The sequence below is a fragment of the Aeromicrobium fastidiosum genome, from assembly GCF_017876595.1.
Lineage (GTDB): Bacteria > Actinomycetota > Actinomycetes > Propionibacteriales > Nocardioidaceae > Aeromicrobium > Aeromicrobium fastidiosum.
Map to the genome: position 1 here is coordinate 1,363,642 of NZ_JAGIOG010000001.1, position 16,196 is coordinate 1,379,837.

Annotated in this window: 13 protein-coding genes; 11 read left to right on the forward strand and 2 right to left on the reverse strand. The window is 70.6% G+C overall.

Annotated features, from left to right (window positions below):
* Positions 1 to 77: 77 nt before the first annotated feature.
* Complete coding sequence (locus JOF40_RS06750; protein WP_129181280.1) at positions 78 to 884, reverse strand: alpha/beta fold hydrolase; 807 nt, start codon at positions 882 to 884, stop codon at positions 78 to 80.
* 247 nt (positions 885 to 1,131) lie between these two features.
* On the opposite strand from JOF40_RS06750, the gene JOF40_RS06755 reads away from it, so the two are divergent.
* The 5 genes from JOF40_RS06755 (at position 1,132) to JOF40_RS06775 (ending at position 7,785) form a co-directional block, all read left to right on the forward strand.
* Complete coding sequence (locus JOF40_RS06755; RefSeq protein WP_129181282.1) at positions 1,132 to 2,670, forward strand: sugar ABC transporter ATP-binding protein; 1,539 nt, start codon at positions 1,132 to 1,134, stop codon at positions 2,668 to 2,670.
* Positions 2,671 to 2,690: 20 nt separating this feature from the next.
* On the forward strand, positions 2,691 to 3,764 hold the full coding sequence (locus tag JOF40_RS06760; protein WP_129181284.1) for an ABC transporter permease: 1,074 nt from the start codon (positions 2,691 to 2,693) through the stop codon (positions 3,762 to 3,764).
* Entirely contained in the window at positions 3,757 to 5,706 is a 1,950-nt protein-coding gene (locus JOF40_RS06765; protein ID WP_129181286.1) for an FAD-dependent oxidoreductase, read from the forward strand. The genes JOF40_RS06760 and JOF40_RS06765 overlap by 8 nt, the downstream gene beginning before the upstream one ends.
* Before the next feature lie 97 nt (positions 5,707 to 5,803).
* Entirely contained in the window at positions 5,804 to 6,814 is a 1,011-nt protein-coding gene (locus JOF40_RS06770) for a sugar ABC transporter substrate-binding protein (protein WP_209674425.1), read from the forward strand.
* A gap of 140 nt (positions 6,815 to 6,954) precedes the next feature.
* Positions 6,955 to 7,785: an IclR family transcriptional regulator gene (locus JOF40_RS06775; protein ID WP_209674427.1), complete on the forward strand. Its 831-nt coding sequence runs from the start codon at positions 6,955 to 6,957 to the stop codon at positions 7,783 to 7,785.
* 23 nt (positions 7,786 to 7,808) lie between these two features.
* On the opposite strand, the gene JOF40_RS06780 is transcribed toward JOF40_RS06775, so the two are convergent.
* Complete coding sequence (locus tag JOF40_RS06780; RefSeq protein ID WP_209674429.1) at positions 7,809 to 8,603, reverse strand: IclR family transcriptional regulator; 795 nt, start codon at positions 8,601 to 8,603, stop codon at positions 7,809 to 7,811.
* 164 nt (positions 8,604 to 8,767) lie between these two features.
* Between JOF40_RS06780 and JOF40_RS06785 the strand changes: the two genes are divergently transcribed.
* The 6 genes from JOF40_RS06785 (at position 8,768) to JOF40_RS06810 (ending at position 16,179) form a co-directional block, all read left to right on the forward strand.
* Positions 8,768 to 9,604 carry a DMT family transporter gene (locus JOF40_RS06785; protein ID WP_188111708.1) on the forward strand — a complete coding sequence of 279 codons (837 nt, stop codon included), beginning with the start codon at positions 8,768 to 8,770 and terminating at the stop codon, positions 9,602 to 9,604.
* 192 nt (positions 9,605 to 9,796) lie between these two features.
* Entirely contained in the window at positions 9,797 to 11,245 is a 1,449-nt protein-coding gene (locus JOF40_RS06790) for an APC family permease (protein ID WP_129181290.1), read from the forward strand.
* Positions 11,235 to 12,071 (forward strand): alpha/beta fold hydrolase, encoded by an 837-nt coding sequence (locus tag JOF40_RS06795; protein ID WP_209674431.1) that lies wholly within the window; start codon positions 11,235 to 11,237, stop codon positions 12,069 to 12,071. The genes JOF40_RS06790 and JOF40_RS06795 overlap by 11 nt, the downstream gene beginning before the upstream one ends.
* A 166-nt stretch (positions 12,072 to 12,237) precedes the next feature.
* Entirely contained in the window at positions 12,238 to 14,178 is a 1,941-nt protein-coding gene (locus tag JOF40_RS06800) for a primary-amine oxidase (RefSeq protein WP_129181292.1), read from the forward strand.
* A 25-nt stretch (positions 14,179 to 14,203) separates the two neighbouring features.
* Complete coding sequence (locus JOF40_RS06805) at positions 14,204 to 14,674, forward strand: hypothetical protein (protein WP_129181294.1); 471 nt, start codon at positions 14,204 to 14,206, stop codon at positions 14,672 to 14,674.
* The gene (locus JOF40_RS06810) at positions 14,671 to 16,179 is read left to right on the forward strand and encodes an aldehyde dehydrogenase family protein (protein WP_129181296.1); all 1,509 of its coding nucleotides are present in this window, start codon (positions 14,671 to 14,673) and stop codon (positions 16,177 to 16,179) included. Before JOF40_RS06805 ends, JOF40_RS06810 begins: the two co-directional genes overlap by 4 nt.
* Positions 16,180 to 16,196: the final 17 nt, after the last annotated feature.

The window sequence follows — 16,196 nt, forward strand, 5'->3', positions numbered from 1 at the left end:
GTGATCGATGCCACGTCGTAGTCACCTCCCGGTGGTCCGATGAGCGGACCGCTGGAGAATCGCACCAGGGCGTGCAGCTATCGCCCGAGGAAGGACTCCACGGCGTCGACGACCTCGCGGCTCTTGGTCTCCATCAGCGGGATGGTCCCGCCGGGGATGATCGCCTGCTCCACGCGCTCGGCGTTGACCAGGTGCTCGGCGAGCCTGGCCACCGACGGCAGGGCGAACGGGTCGTCGCTCGCGCCGATCAGGAGCGTCGGGGCGACGACGCGACCGATCCGGTCCTCCATGACGTAGCGACCGCAGGCCATGTGGCCCTCGGCGGGCGTGACGCCCGGTGCCAGCGCGTCGCGCACGAACCGGTCGAGGAGATCGGGGCGGCTGGCCGGGTAGTACGGCTGCCGCAGTGCCCACAACGTCGTCAGGTGCGAGCCGTCGTCGGCGACGTCCGCCTCGTCGACCCCCGGACCGCCGGCGTGGGCATCGCGGTACGCGGCGTCCGCCCACGGAGCGGACGACAGGAGCAGCGAGCGGATGCGCTGGGGGGATCGAGCAGCGATCTCCACGGCCACGGCACCGCCGGTGTGGTGTCCGAGCAGGTCGGTGGTCTCGATCGAGAGGGCGTCGAGGAACGCCAGCACACCGTCGGCGATGGCCTCGATCGACTGCGGCGCCGCGATCTCGTAGCTGAGGCCGAAGCCGGGCATGTCGATCGCCAGGACGCGGTGGGACTCCGCGAGCAGCGGCAGGACCTCGCGGAACTCGTCGAAGGACCGCGGCGTCTGGTGCATCAGGACGATCGCGGGACCCTCGCCCTGCTCGACGTAGTGGACCTGCCCGAGGGCCGTGTCGGCGTAGGCGCGTCGCGGGGTGCTGATGCTCATGAGGGGTCTCCGTCACCTGGTTGGGGGTCATCGCAGTATCGGCGAGTCGTGCGTGCCCGGCACCGCGACCGGTCCGCTCAGTGGTCCATCGCCAGCTGTCGAGCGGCCCCGGTGACGCCGCGGTTTCGGCGATGTTTCGAGTCCGCTGAGCGGACCATGTCATGCACGACACGTCGGCGACCGCTGTCACTGTGAGGCCACTTCGAGGCATTCGGAGTCTCGCAGCGAGCAGGAACGAGGACGATCGATGAGCGTGCAGGACGACGCGGTTCGGACCACACCGTTGGTGCAGGTGGTGGGTGCCGTGCGCCGCTACCCCGGAGTCGTCGCGCTCAGAGGGGTCGACCTGACGATCCATGCCGGCGAGGTGCTGTCGCTGACCGGCGAGAACGGATCGGGCAAGTCGACCCTCGCCAAGATCATCGGCGGTGTCGAGCAGCCCGACGAGGGGCGCATCCTGGTCGACGGTCGCGAGACCGTCATCGCCGACCCCTCGGCGGCACGCGACCTCGGGATCGTGATGATCAGCCAGGAGCTGACGCTCGCGCCGTCCCTCACGGTCGCCGAGAACGTCATGATGGGACGCCTGCCCCAGCGGCGCGGTCGCGTCGACTGGTCCTCGGCCCGCCGGCAGGCCCGGGAGGTCCTGGACCAGCTCGACGTGCACATCTCGGTCGACACGCCGGTCCGCGAGCTCAGCGTGGAGCTGCAGCAGGAGGTCGAGATCGCTCGTGCGATCTCGTCCCGGGCCCGGCTGCTGATCCTCGACGAGGCGACCAGCTCGCTGTCGGAGGCCGCGACCGACCGGCTGCTCGAGCTCGTGCGGCTGCAGGCCGAGCGCGGCGTGGCCGTCCTGATGATCTCCCACCGCATGCCCGAGCTCTACTCGACGGCGCAGCGCGCGACGGTCCTGCGCGACGGGACGCTCGTCGGATCGGTGCCGCTGCCCTCGACGCCGGAGTCGCAGCTGGTGCGCATGATGGTCGGCCGCGACCTCGGCGACTACTACGGGTCACGCGAGGTCACGATCGGCGAGACCGTGCTCGAGGTCGACGGCCTGGTCTCGGCCGACGGCGAGATGAGCCCGACGTCGTTCACCGTCAGCGCCGGCGAGGTGCTGGGCGTCGCGGGGCTCGTCGGATCGGGCAAGGCCCAGCTCGCGATGTCGCTCGGTGGCGCGATCCCCGCCACCGGAACGGTCCGGGTGCGCGGCAAGGACGTGGCGCTCGGGGATCCGAGGCGGGTCATCGCCGCGGGCATCGGCTACGTCCCCGACGACCGTCGCAAGTCGGCCCTCCTGCCGGTCCGCAGCGTGTCCGACAATTTCTCGGTCTCGTGGCTGCGACGGATGGGTCGCGGCGGCATCATCCGCACCTCGGTCGAGCGCCGACGCGTCAAGGACGCGATCGAGCGGTACGGCGTCAAGACGTCGTCGCCCAGCAAGCGGATCACCCTGCTGTCGGGCGGCAACCAGCAGAAGGTCATCCTCGGGCGCACCTTCGCTCTCGGCTGCGACGTCTACGTCCTCAGCGAGCCGACCCGCGGCGTCGACGTCGGCTCGAAGAGCGCGATCTACGCGATGCTCCACGAGCTCGCCGCGTCGGGCGCGGCCGTGATCGTCGTGTCATCGGAGCTGCCCGAGCTGATCGGTCTCAGCGACCGGATCCTCGTGTTCTTCCGCGGAGCGGTGTGCGGCGAGCTCGCGGGCGACGACATCTCCGAGCAGACCATCGGTGACCTGGCCGTCAGCGGCCGGGTGCACGCCAACGACGTCTCGACCTCATGACCACGAAAGGAAGCACCCCCATGTCATCTGACCAGCTCGCTGCCGAGAAGAGGCCCGACTCGGGCCACGGCGGCCCCGCTCACGACGCGGCGCCGTCCCGGGCCGCGTCCATGTGGTCGGAGATCCAGCGCGTCTCGGGACGCAGCACCGGTGTCATCGCCGGGCTCGTCATCCTGTGCATCTACCTGACGGCGACGCAGCCGGTGTTCGCGACGTGGGGCAACGTGACCAACGTCGTCGGGGGCAACAGCGTCGTCCTCCTGCTGGCCATCGGTGCCACCTTCGTCATCCTGTCGGGCGGCATCGACCTGTCGACGGCGGCGGCGGGCGCGGCGACCGCCATCATCTTCGGCGAGCTGCTCTCCGCGGGCGTCGGGGCGCTCGTCGCCATCGCCGGAACGCTGGCCTTCGGCCTGTTCCTGGGTGCCGTCAACGGCGTGCTGATCAGCTACCTGAAGATCCCGTTCCTCGTGGTCACGCTCGGCACGCTCTCGATCTTCGAGAGCTTCGCGCTGGTCGTCAGCAGCGGCAAGACGATCAACACGTTCACGCTCGACGGCTTCGAGCCGGTATACACGTTCACGCTCGAGGACATCGCCGGCGTCCCCTACCTGCTGATCTTCGACGTCGTCGTGGTCGTCGTGGCCGCACTGGTGCTGCGCTACACCTCGTTCGGCCGCGGCGTCTACGCGATCGGTTCCAACAGCGAGGCCGCGCGGCTCAACGGCATCAACGTGGCTCGCACGACACTGATGGTCTACGTCATCGCGGGTCTGTGCGCGGGGCTCGCCGCCCTCGTTCAGGTCGGCCGCCTGACCGGCGCGTCGCCCAACATCGACTCCACGCTGCTGCTCACCGTCATCGCCGCGGTGCTGATCGGAGGCACGGCCTACACCGGCGGAGAGGGAGGGGTCGGCGGCACGGTGCTGGGCGTCCTTTTCCTCGGCGTCATCCAGAACGGGCTGACCCTCACCGACGTCTCCACGTTCTGGCGCGGCACCGTCAACGGCCTCGTGCTGATCGTGGCGGTGGCCCTGGGCGTCGGTCGCGACCGCGGCTGGTTCCGTCTCCCGAAGGGCGGCCGCCGTGGCTGACGCACTGAACCCGTCGCAGCTCGCCACGGTCGTCGCCGTCGCCACGACGCTGCTGCCCCCGCTCGACGCGCCCGAGGGCGCTGAGCCCGGTCTCGCGGCGTACTTCCGTGACGGCGCGACCGAGCGCGGCATCGACATCACGGTCGCCTCGGTCGTCCCGCTGCTCGACGCCCCCGTGCGCGGTGCCGTGATGGCACTCGTCGCGCACCTCGAGGAGGAGGGCTTCGCGGACCTCGGGCTCGAGGACCGCGCCGCGGCTCTGCACCGCGCAGCCGACGACCAGCACCTGCGCCTCGGCGTGCGCCACCTCAAGACGCTGGTCCTCGGCACCTTCGTCAACGGCGTCGGACCCGATCGTCGCAACCCGACGTGGCCCGTCCTCGGCTACCCCGGACCCGTGTCCGCACCGGTCCCGCCCAGCGACGCACCCGGTCGTCTACCGGTGCTCGACCCCGAGGAGTCGCGCATCTCGGCCGATGTCGTGGTCATCGGATCGGGTGCCGGCGGTGCGGTCATCGCGGCCCGCTGCGCGGCGGCCGGGCTGTCGGTGCTGGTGCTCGAGGCCGGTGAGCAGCGAGCGGAGGACTCCCTCAAGGAGCTCGACTCCGACGGTGCGGGCATGTTCCTGCGCGGCGGCATCCTGTGGTCGGAGAACGGCCAGATGGGCGTACTGGCGGGCGCAGTCCTCGGCGGCGGCACGCTCATCAACTCGATGGTGTGCCTCAGGACGCCCGACGACGTGCGGGCCGACTGGGCGTCCCAGGGGCTCACGGGTCTCGACGGTCCCGAGTTCGACAAGCACCTCGACCAGGTCTGGGACCGGCTGGGCGTCAACACCGACGCGACGGTCCACAACGGCAACACCCGCGCCATGATCACGGGCCTGGCGTCCCTCGGCTACGGGCACGAGCGGCTGCCCCGCAACGCCGCGCGCGACGACGACTCGTCGCTGTGCGGATACTGCAACGCAGGCTGCCAGCGAGGGAAGAAGCGGTCCGTGGTGCACACGTACCTCCAGGACGCCGTCGCGGCCGGCACCTCGATCATCGTCGGCTGCGAGGTCGACGAGGTCCTCAGCGAGGACGGCGTGGCCACCGGCGTCAGGGCGACCCTCCGCCGCGCCGACGGCGATCGCCAGCTGGTCGTCGACGCCCCGTCGGTCGTGGTGGCCGCGGGCGGCATCGAGTCGCCGGCCGTGCTGCTGCGGTCGGGCATCGGAGGACCGGCGGTCGGCCGCAACCTGCGCCTGCACCCCGCATGGATCGTCACGGGCGTGTACGAGGAGCCGATCGAGGCCTGGCACGGACAGATCCAGTCGGCGGTCAGCTTCGACCTGACCAAGGTCGTCGACGGCGGTGGCTTCCTGGTCGAGAGCCTGGGCCTCAACCCGGGCACGTGGGCCGGGCAGATGCCGTTCGTCGACGGACGCACGACGCGCGAGCGGCTGCTCGACCTGCGTCGCTTCGCCACGTGGCACGGGGTCTCGCACGACCACGGCAGCGGCGAGGTCCACCTCGACGACGAGGGGCGCGCCGCGGTCCGCTGGGAGCTCGACGACGCCGACCGCAAGATCGGGCTGCGGGCGCACCGCGAGCTCGCCGCGATGCACCGGGCCGCCGGGGCGACCGAGGTGTTCACCTTCCACTGGAAGGACGTCCGGTGGCGCAAGGGCGAGGACTTTGACGCGTTCGTCGACTCCCTCGGCGACATCGACACCGCCGACTACACGGCGTACTCCGCGCACCAGATGGGCTCGTGCCGTCTGGGCGACGACCCCGCGACCTCGGTCGCGGACGGCTGGGGGCAGCTGCACGACGTCTCCGGCGTCTGGGTCGGGGACGCGTCGGCGCTTCCGGCAGCCCCGGGCGTCAACCCGATGATCACCATCATGGCGCTGGCCGAACGAACGGCCGAAGCGCTCATCCAGTCTCGGGGGATGTAGCCGCCGTCTGGGCGACGTCATCTCCCGTGTGCGCACCGCGCACCGTTCCAACCCCACCGGTCACGTCGTCGACGTGATCCACTCCAGGAGGTTCCTCATGAAGATCCGTATGCCGCTTCTCGGCGTCGTCGCAGGTGTGGCGCTCGTCGCGTCCGCCTGCGGCTCGTCGTCGTCCGACGCCGGGGGGGCGTCCAGCGACTCGTTGACCATCGGCTACTCCAGCCCGGTCGAGTCGCAGCCCAGTCAGCAGGAGCTGATCGCCGGTCTCAAGTCCGGCGCGAAGAGCCTGGGCTGGAAGACCGACGTCATCGACGCCAACCTGTCGCCCGACGCGCAGGTGTCCAACGTGCAGACGATGCTCCAGAAGAAGGTCGACGCGATCTCGATCTGGACGCTCGACGCCGGTGCCATGCAGGGCACGTTCGCCCAGGCCGCCTCGGCCAAGACGCCGCTGATCGGCGTCAACTCCGAGGGCGACCAGATCGACACGACGGTCTGGTGGCAGCTCAACCTCTGCAAGGCCGACGACGCGCCCTTCAAGGTCGCCGCACAGCAGTTCGCGACGTGGCGTCCGGGCGGCAAGGTCATCGTGATGGGCGGACCGCCGGTGCCCTCCATCCAGGCCAACGTCAAGTGCTTCACCGAGGCCGCCAAGGCCGCGGGGCTGACCGTCCTGTCCGAGACCGACAACGTCAAGGACGGCTCCTCGTCGGCCTCGGCACTGACCTCGGACCTGCTCTCGAAGTACGACGACGTCGACGCGTTCTGGGCCTACAACGACGCCTCGGCGCTGGGCATCTCGGCGGCCGTCACGCAGGCCGGCAAGAAGATCTCGGACGGCACGAGCGACGGCGTCATCGTCACGGGCGCGAACGGCGACACCGACGCCATCGAGGCCGTCAAGCAGGGTCGCCTCACCGGCACCTGGGACCCCCAGGCCAACGCGACGGGTCTCGCCGTGATCAAGGCCGTGCAGGACGCCAAGGCCGGCAAGGCCGAGAAGGAGCTCATCGTCGAGTCCGTGTTCTGGTCGGCCGAGAACATCGACACGTACAAGAAGCCCGGTTCGCGCGGCTACACGCTCGACACCATCCCGCTGGTCAAGTAGCGGCGACAGCGACCCCCGGTCCTGACGGGCCGGGGGTCGCGTCGTGTGCTCGCGACCGTGCGCACGAATTTTCTTCACCCCAGTTCCGTCTGGCGGAACTGGGGTGGGGCAACGCGGCTGTGATCGCGTTCACTGTGTCGATGGACACGTCGAGCGATCGAAGGCGGCATCAGCACCCTCACCACGCGAGCCACCCGCGCCGGCCGCAGACCACCACCCCGATGGGCGAGGGCCTCGGCGACGGAGCGAACAGCGTGCTGGGCAAGGTGCGGCTGATCCTGGAGGCGTTCGGGGTCGACGACGACGGCCTGACCCTGTCCGAGCTCTCCCGGCGCACGGGCATACCCAAGGCGTCCGTGCACCGGCTGTGTCACGAGCTGGTCGCGTGGGGGATGCTCGAGCGCGACGACGTCGAGTACCTGCTCGGCGTGCGGGCCTTCGAGCTGGGGTCGCGGGTCTCACGGCTGCGTCGTCTGTGCGAGACACTGCGGCCGCACATGGAGACGCTGCACTTCATGACCAAGGAGACGGTGCACCTCGCCGTCCTCGACGGCACCGAGGTGCTGTACCTCGAGAAGGTCAACAGCCACGCGCAGAAGACCCGTCCCTCCCGCATCGCGGGACGCATGCCGCTGCACTGCACCGCCACCGGCAAGATCCTGCTGGCGTACGGCGAGCCCGAGCTGCTCGACGAGGTCCTGAGGAGTGGCCTGCCCCGGTTGACGCGCTCGACCGTCGTGCTGCCCCGCGTGCTGCAGGACCAGGTCGCCCGCGCGCGGGAGCTCGGTTTCGCGGTCGAGATGGAGGAGACGACGGCGGGCTTCGCGAGCGTGGCCGTGCCCGTGTACGGCGAGTCGGGCCGGGTCGTCGCTGCCCTCTCCGTGACGGCCCCGTCGTTTCGTGCCGACGTCCCGGCCTACGTCAAGGCGATGGCCGACATCCGCCGACGGGCCGGTTTCGCCGCGGCCTGAGCCACGCCGTCACCGCCTGCCCCTCACCGAGTTCTGGGACGCTGACGGGTACCTGCTGCGGCGCTTCGTGACGCCGCGGGACTGAGCTGCCGGCTGATGCCCAGTGCTGTCGTGCGCACCGCCGCCGCGAGCCGCCAGGGTTCGTAGCGGTCGATCGGCACGGACACGGACACGGCGGCCCGTGCCGTGCCGCCGACGATGATCGCCGACGCCACGCAGGCCACGCCGAGATTGGCCTCCTCGCGTTCCAGCGTCACGCCGGTCTGCCTGGCCTCCGCCAGCTGGGCGGCGAGTGCTGCCGGGTCCGTCACCGAGGCCTTGGTGAGCCGGGGCAGGGGACGCCGCAGGGCCTGTGCCTCCGCGGCAGGGTCGGCGGCGAGGAGCGCCTTGCCGACGGCCGTGCAGGTGAGAGGCAGTCGGCCACCCACCCGGGACGGCAGGTCGATGCTTCCGTGGCCGTGGATCTTCTCGGCGTAGACGACGTCGAAGCCGTCGCGCAGACCCAGGTGGACGGTCTCGTGGGTGGCCTCGAACAGGTCTTGGAGGAAGGGGACGGCGGCATCGCGGATCGTGCGGCTCACCGGCACGAGCCGGCCGAGCTCGAACAGCATCAACCCGACCGAGTAGCGCCCGTCCTCGCATCGCAGGAGCCCGAGACGCACCAGGTGGTGGGCGAGCCGGTGCGTCGTGGTGCGGGTGAGGCCGCCGGCCTCGACCAGCTCGCTGAACGTCAGGGACTCGCCGTCGGGCCGGAACGCGGTCAACAGCTGGACGGCGCGGTCGAGCATCGACGGCGGACGTTCGTCGGCGCGCTGCATCGACCCACCCTGGACCGGCGACGCCGCGGCGACCATCGCGCCGGGTCGCTGGACGGAACGCCGCGCAGCCGGTGAGGCAGGAGGTCGCCCGCATTTCAGTCAGCGAGACCCCGATGACCATCGGCGGACGCGGCCCGCGAGGATCAGCGCCTCAGGAGGTCACCATGGCGGTGCTGTTCGCGCTGCTCGCTTCGGCGTGCGGCGGCACGGCCGACTTCGTGGGAGGCATCGCCAGTCGGCGCCTGCCCTCGGTCGTGGTCGTGGCCGCCTCGCAGTCGGCGGGCCTGGTCGTGATCCTGGTCGTGGCCCTCGTGACGCGACCCGTCAGCGCCCATCCGGGCCAGCTGGTCTGGGCCGTCGCGGCGGGAGTCGGGATGGTGCTGGGCCTCGTGTCGTTCTACTCCGCGCTGTCGGTCGGGACGATGGGGGTGGTCGCACCCGTCAGCGCACTCGGCGTCCTGGTGCCGGTGCTGTGGGGTGTCGTGCACCTCGGCGAGGTGCCCTCGCGCATCGCGGTCGCCGGTGCCGTCCTCGGCATCGCCGGAGTCGTGCTGGCCTCGGGGCCCGAGCTGACCGACCGGCTGGCCGGACGACCCATCGTGCTGGCGGCCTTCTCGGGGATCGGGTTCGGCTCGGCCACGGCGTTCATCGGCGAGGCGGCCGACGGTGGCATCGTGTGGACCGTCGTGATCCTCAAGGCCACGATCGTCGCGCTGTCGATGCCGGTGCTCGTGCGCCGACGGCGGACGCTGGCCGAGGTGCCCGGGCGCTGGCTCGCCGGCGTCGTGCTCTCGATCGGTGTCATCGACGTGGCCGGCACGCTGCTGCTCGCCCACGCGACGACTCTCGGCCTGGTGAGCCTCGTCGGCGTGGTCGCCTCGCTCTACCCGGTCTTCACGGTGCTCCTCGCCCGGTGGGTGCTGCGCGAGCGCATGCTGCCGGCGCAGCAGATCGGCGCGCTCGTGGCCTTCGCGGGCGTCGCCCTGCTCGGTCTCGCCTGACCAGGGACCAATCTTTCGACGTCGGTGACGTCCCGGCAACCCGAACGCAGGAAGATCAGTCCCACGCGGCGGAACCGGTGCGTGTCGCTCAGCGAACCGGGCGCGTGGTCACGGTCACCCTGAATCCCCACACTGTCCGCTAGTCGACGGCCGTACCCCCCCATTGGCCGTCCCAGCAGGAGGAGCTATCCCATGGCGGAACGAACAGAGACCAGTCGGTCTCTCCCGGGCAAGGAGACGGAGCTGGCGCAAGGAAGCCTCGGCGTCTCGCACATCGTCTTCATGGTCATGGCCGCAGTGGCACCCGCGGGTGGTGCCGTGGCGATCCTGCCCCTGGCGATCGGGCTGGGCGTCGGTGTCGGCACCCCGGGCATGTACGTGTTCGTCATGGCGATCATGCTGCTGTTCGCGGTCGGGTTCACCAAGATGGTTCCCCACGTCCACAATGCCGGTGCCTTCTTCGCCTACATCGTGCGCGGCCTGGGACGACCCCTCGGCCTCGCTGGCGCCTACATCGCCACCACGGCCTACCTCGCGCTCTCGGCAGCGACGGCCGGCGCCATGGGCTTCTTCGCCGCGGGCAGCGCGAACACGTTCTTCGGCATCGACCTGCCCTGGTGGGTCTACACCCTCGTCGGCCTGGTCGGCGTCTTCGCTCTCGGATACCGCAAGATCACCCTCGCTGCCAAGGTGCTGGGTGTCGCACTGGTCCTCGAGCTGCTCGTCATCCTGGTGCTCGACATCGCGATCGTCGCGGATCGGGGTCTCGGGAGCCTGCCGATGAGCTCGTTCAGCCCCGGCGAGATCTTCGTCCCCGGCGTGGTCGGCGTCGGCATGATCTTCGCCTTCTCGTGCTACCAGGGCTTCGAGGGCACCGCGATCTACGCCGAGGAGGCCAAGGACCCCGAGCGCACGGTGCCACGGGCGACCTACCTGTCGATGGGCTTCATCGGCGTGTTCTTCGTGCTGACCTCGTGGGCCTTCCTGGCCACGTCCGACGACGCCAGCGGAGCCGCGGCCGAGAACCCGGGCGGCTTCGCCTTCGCCCTCAGCGACCAGTTCGTCGGATCGGCCTGGACGAAGGTCCTGGAGGTCCTGATCATCACGAGCATCTTCGCCGGCATGCTGGCCTTCCACAACGCGGCCGCGCGCTACATGTTCGCTCTCGGACGCGACGGCTTCCTGCCCCGCCAGATGCAGACGATCCACCCCCAGCACCAGTCCCCGGTGCTGGCCGGAGCGACCGCCTTCGTCATCGAGACCGTCCTGGTCCTCGGCTTCGTCTTCGCGGGGCTCGACCCGCTGACCAACCTCTCCTCCTCCCTGACCGGGTTCGGAGCCGTCGGTCTCATGGTGCTCATCACGACCACCTCGCTGGCGGTCTTGGTCTTCTTCGCGCGTCAGGGGATCTACGGCTGGGCCCAGACCGTCGCCCCCGGCCTGTCGCTGATCGGCTTCGGCACCATCACGTACTTCGCCCTGTCGAACTTCCCGGCCATCACGGGCACCGACTCGGTGATCATCAACCGGATGCCGTACCTGCACGTGCTGACGGTCGTGATCGCGATCGCCGTGGCGCTGCGGGCCCGGAGCGAGCGGCCCGAGACCTACGCGAACATGGGGCGGACGCTTGTCGACTGACCTCGTCGACGCACCCGTGCGCCTGGGGTACGCCGACACGCCGTTGGGGCAGCTTCACTACGCGGAGGCCGGTTCGGGGGGCACTCCGGTCATCTGCCTGCACCAGACCCCGCGGTCGCACGACGAGTTCGCCGAGCTGATGCCGCTGGTCGGCCCGCACCACCGCATCATCGCGATGGACATGTACGGGTTCGGCCAGTCGGCCAAGCCGCAGGGTCCCCAGAGCATCGAGCAGTACGCATCGGGTGCCCTGCACCTGGCCGATGCGCTGGGCCTCGAGCGGTTCGCGGTGATGGGTCACCACACGGGTGCCGTCGTCGCGATCGAGGTGGGGGCGGCCGCACCTGACCGGGTCTCCGGGGCAGTGCTGTCGTCGCCGTCCTGGACCGGCCCGGAGTTCCGGGCGACCCAGGCCGAGGGTCCGGGCGGCGTCGACGACGCCGAGGTGGACGAGGGGGGCGGTCACCTCGTGACGTGGTGGAACCAGCGCCGGCCCCACTACCCGGCGGGCCGGCCGGACCTGCTCGACCGCTACGTCCGCGACGCGTTGGCACCCGGCGTCGACCCGCTCGAGGGCCACGTCGCGTGCGCGCGGTACGTCATGGAGGAGCGCATCGGCCTGGTCGCGGCTCCCGTGCTGATCCTGGGCGCGGACGCCGACCCGTTCGCGTTCCCGGACGTCGAGGTCGTGCAGGAGCGGTTGACCGGGGCGCGCAGCGTCGACGTCTCGGTCATCGAGGGCGGCATGATCCCGCTCACCGAGCAGCTGCCCGAAGCCGTCGCGGCGGCAGTCGTCCCGTTCCTGGACGGGCTCGTCGGTCGATAGCGACTGTGACGGCAGGGCATCGACGGTGGCGGCATCCTGCGGGGTGCCGCCACCGTCGTGCGTCCCGGCGGGAGCGCGGGCCCGCTGAGCGAAACGCACATGCCCCACGGAGGGCGAGCCGGTGATTGTGTGGGCGGCACCTTGCACGACGAAAGGACCCACCCCCGTGCGCAACCCCCTGTTCGACTCCCTGACCGCCGACGAGATGCGTCGTGTGGCGGCCATCGTCCGGCGCGAGAACGTCGCCGAGCGTCCCGGCTTCTCCGCGGTCTACACCGACGAGCCCGACAAGCGGCTCCTGCGCGACGGCGTCGACGTGGCGCGGCGTGCGCGCGTCCTGCTCGTCGACCGCGCGTCGGGCGCCACCCACGATCTCGTCGTCGATCTCGACGCCGACTCGCTGGTCTCGTCGAAGCCGATCAACGACGGTGCGGCACCCGTGCTGCTCGAGGAGTTCGACCTGGTGCCGGACCTCATCAAGCAGGACCCGCGCTACATCGAGGCGCTCGCCAAGCGCGGCATCACCGACATGGACAAGGTGCAGATCGACCCGTGGGGCGTCGCCAACATGGCGGTTCCCGGCGTGCTCGACTACCCCGTCGAGGGGCGCCGGCTGGCCGGCTCGGTCACGTACTACCGCGACTTCCCGGCCGACAACGGCTATGCCCACCCCGTCGAGGGCGTCATCGCCGTCGTCGACCTCGTGACGCTCGAGGTCCTCGAGGTGCACGACTTCGGCGTGCGACCCATGAACAAGGAGCAGGCCAACTACACGGCGGACGCCAACCAGCCCATGCGCACCGACATCGCGCCGCTCGAGATCACCCAGCCCCAGGGCGTCGGTTTCACGATCGACGGCCCCGAGCTGACGTGGCAGAAGTGGCGCTTCCGCATCAACTGGCACCCGCTCGAGGGCCTCGTGCTGCACGCCGTGGAGTACCAGGACGACGGCGAGTACCGCTCGGTGCTGCACCGCGCCTCGCTCGGCGAGATGGTCGTGCCGTACGGCGACCCGTCCAAGGAGCACTTCTGGCGCAGCGCCTTCGACGCCGGCGAGTTCGGCCTCGGCAAGCTGGCCAACTCCCTGCGCCTCGGCTGCGACTGCCTCGGCGAGATCGTCTACCTCGACGCGGTCAACGCCGGCGAGGACGGCGAGCCGACGACGGTCGAGAACGCGATCTGCATCCACGAGGAGGACGCCGGCATCCTCTGGAAGCACACCGACTGGGTGACCGGCGACGTCGACGTGCGGCGCTCGCGCAAGCTCGTCGTCAGCTTCATCGCGACGGTCGGCAACTACCACTACGGCTTCTACTGGAACTTCTTCCAGGACGCGTCGATCCAGGTCGAGGTCAAGCTGCTCGGCATCGTCCAGACCCGCTCGGTCGAGGCGGGGGAGACGTCGAAGCACGGCACCCGCATCGCCGAGAACCTCGTCGCGACGTACCACCAGCACCTGTTCTCGTTCCGCCTCGACCCCGAGGTCGACGGCTGGGAGAACACCGTCGTCCAGAACGACGCCTACGGCGTGCCGGTCGGCCCCGACAACCCGTACGGCAACGCGATCGGCGTCCACCGCACCGTGATCGACCACGAGCTGGCGGGCGACGACCACACCAACACGCAGACGTCGCGCAACTGGTCGGTCGTCAACCGGTCGAAGACCAACGCCTGGGGCAACCCGGTCGGCTACAAGTTCCTGCCCGGCTGGTCGTCGGCCACGATGCTCGCCCAGGCGCCGTCGCTGGTCGCCAAGCGGGCGGGCTTCGCGACCCGCAACATGTGGGTCACGCCCTACTCGCCCGACGAGATGCGTCCCAGTGGCGACTTCCCGAACCAGAGCCGATCGGGCGACGGCCTGCCCCGCTGGACGGCGGCCGACCGGCCGACCGAGGACACCGACGTCGTCCTGTGGCACACCCTCGGCGTGACGCACGTGCCGCGGGCCGAGGACTGGCCCGTCATGCCGACGGAGGTCGCGGGCTTCATGTTGATGCCGGCCAACTTCTTCGACAAGAACCCCGCCCTCGACGTCCCCGCGTCGCAGTCCGCCCACACCGGCGGCAGCGGACACGGCGACCGTCCCACCGACCAGCACTGCCACTGACGTGTCGGCCTCAGGAAGGACCCTCATGGACTCCACGACATCCCGCGCCGGGACAGCTCGGCCTCCGCGTGATCTCGCGACGACGGCGATCCCCGTCGTCGCCGTCACCTGCTTCGCGGTGCACGTCGTGCTCCTCGTGGCGACCGGCACGTCGATGCTGACGATGAGCGTCACGATGCTGGTGCTGTCGGGCCTGTGCGTCGCGTGCACGTGGCGGGCCGGAGCGACGCACGGCCGTCGCGACCACTCGGTCGCTGCGGCGGTGGCGCTGACGATGATCGTGGTGCACCTGCTGATGATGTCGTCGGGTGGCGGGGGCCACTCCGGCATGGACCACGCCGCGATGGGTCACGCGGGCATGCAGATGGCGTCGGACGGGCAGGCGTCGTCGGGCTTCGTGGACGGGCTGATGAACACCGGCCTGGCCCTCGCGGCCGTGCAGGTCGTGCTGGCCGCCGGGGCAGCGCTGCGTCCGAGCCGCCGGAGCATCGCATGAGCGCGCCGAGTCGCAACGCCTACGCCCCGACCGCCGACTACCTCCAGCTGATCGGCGGCGACTGGGTCACGGGCTCCGGGACGTTCGAGGCGATCGACCCCAGCGTCGGCACCCCGTGGGCGTTGCTCGCCCAGGGCTCGGCGAACGACGTCGAGCGGGCCGTGGCGGCCGCCACGGCCGCCTTCCGCGACTGGCGCCGGACGACGGTCGACCGCCGGCAGGCCGTGCTGCTGGAGATCGCCGACCGCTTCGAGGCCGACAGCGAGCGGTTCGCCTCGCTGCTGGCCACCGAGAACGGCCGACCGATCCGGGAGGCGTTCATCGCCGACATCCCGACGGTGCAGGCCATCTTCCGGTTCTACGCCGGTGCGATCCGGGCGTTCAACGGCGAGCAGATACCGCTGGCCAACCCCGACACCCTGCTCTACACCAAGCGCGAGCCGCTGGGCGTCGTCGCCGCGGTGCTGTCGTGGAACTCCCCGATCATCACCTTCGCCAACAAGGTGGCACCGGCCATCGCGGCCGGCAACACGATCGTGGTCAAGCCGTCGGAGTACGCCTCGGCCAGCATCCTCGAGCTCGCGGCCGTCATCGGCGACGCCCTGCCGCCGGGAGTGCTCAACATCGTGACGGGCGTCGGTCCCGAGACCGGGGCTGCGCTCGTGTCCCACCCCGACATCGCCAAGATCACCTTCACGGGCGGTCCCGCGACGGCGACCGCGATCCTCGGATCCGCGGCCCGCACGCTGACGCCCAGCCTGATGGAGCTGGGCGGCAAGGGTCCCATGATCGTCGCGGCCGACGCCGACCTCGAGGTCGCCGTGCAGGACGCCCTGATGGGCATCTACCTGGCCAACGGCGAGGCGTGCATCGCCTCGTCGCGGCTGCTGCTGCACGACACGATCCACGACGAGTTCGTGGCGCGCTTCAGCGAGGTCGCCCGCAGCATCACGGTCGGCGACGCGACCGACCCCGCCAGCGAGATGGGCCCCTTGGTCTCTCGCCAGCAGCTCGAGCTCGTGCGCGGACACCTCGACGGTGCCCGCGCCGAGGGCGTCACGGTGCTGGCCGGCGACGAGCCGCTCGACCTCGACCCCTCGCTCGCCGGAGGCTTCTACCAGCGACCCGTGCTTCTGGCCGATCCCGAGGGCGGGGCCACCATCACGCGCAGCGAGGTGTTCGGGCCCGTGACGGTCGCCGAGCGCTTCAGCACCGACGAGGAGGCGATCGCCCGGGCGAACGCCAACCGCTACGGTCTCGCCGCCGGCGTCTGGACCAACGACCTGCGTCGAGCCCACCGCATGGCCGACGAGCTCGACGCCGGCATCGTCTGGGTCAACCGCTGGTTCGACCTGGCACCGGGCATGCCGATGGGAGGTCGGGGCGACAGCGGCTTCGGGCGCGAGCTGTCGTTCGAGACGCTGCGCGAGTACAGCGCGGTCAAGTCGGTCAACATCGACCTGAGCACGGATCGTCCACCGCTGTGGGGGCTGTCCGGTCGGTGACCGAATCGTGATTGGCT

Excerpts from the sequence above, each read along its gene's own strand:
- JOF40_RS06770 (WP_209674425.1), top strand. The coding sequence starts at position 5,804 with ATGAAGATCCGTATGCCGCTTCTCGGCGTCGTCGCAGGTGTGGCGCTC.
- JOF40_RS06760 (WP_129181284.1), top strand. The coding sequence starts at position 2,691 with ATGTCATCTGACCAGCTCGCTGCCGAGAAGAGGCCCGACTCGGGCCAC.
- JOF40_RS06805 (WP_129181294.1), top strand. The coding sequence starts at position 14,204 with ATGGACTCCACGACATCCCGCGCCGGGACAGCTCGGCCTCCGCGTGAT.
- JOF40_RS06750 (WP_129181280.1), bottom strand. The coding sequence starts at position 884 with ATGAGCATCAGCACCCCGCGACGCGCCTACGCCGACACGGCCCTCGGG.
- JOF40_RS06785 (WP_188111708.1), top strand. The coding sequence starts at position 8,768 with ATGGCGGTGCTGTTCGCGCTGCTCGCTTCGGCGTGCGGCGGCACGGCC.
- JOF40_RS06810 (WP_129181296.1), top strand. The coding sequence starts at position 14,671 with ATGAGCGCGCCGAGTCGCAACGCCTACGCCCCGACCGCCGACTACCTC.
- JOF40_RS06790 (WP_129181290.1), top strand. The coding sequence starts at position 9,797 with ATGGCGGAACGAACAGAGACCAGTCGGTCTCTCCCGGGCAAGGAGACG.
- JOF40_RS06780 (WP_209674429.1), bottom strand. The coding sequence starts at position 8,603 with ATGCAGCGCGCCGACGAACGTCCGCCGTCGATGCTCGACCGCGCCGTC.
- JOF40_RS06755 (WP_129181282.1), top strand. The coding sequence starts at position 1,132 with ATGAGCGTGCAGGACGACGCGGTTCGGACCACACCGTTGGTGCAGGTG.
- JOF40_RS06775 (WP_209674427.1), top strand. The coding sequence starts at position 6,955 with ATGGACACGTCGAGCGATCGAAGGCGGCATCAGCACCCTCACCACGCG.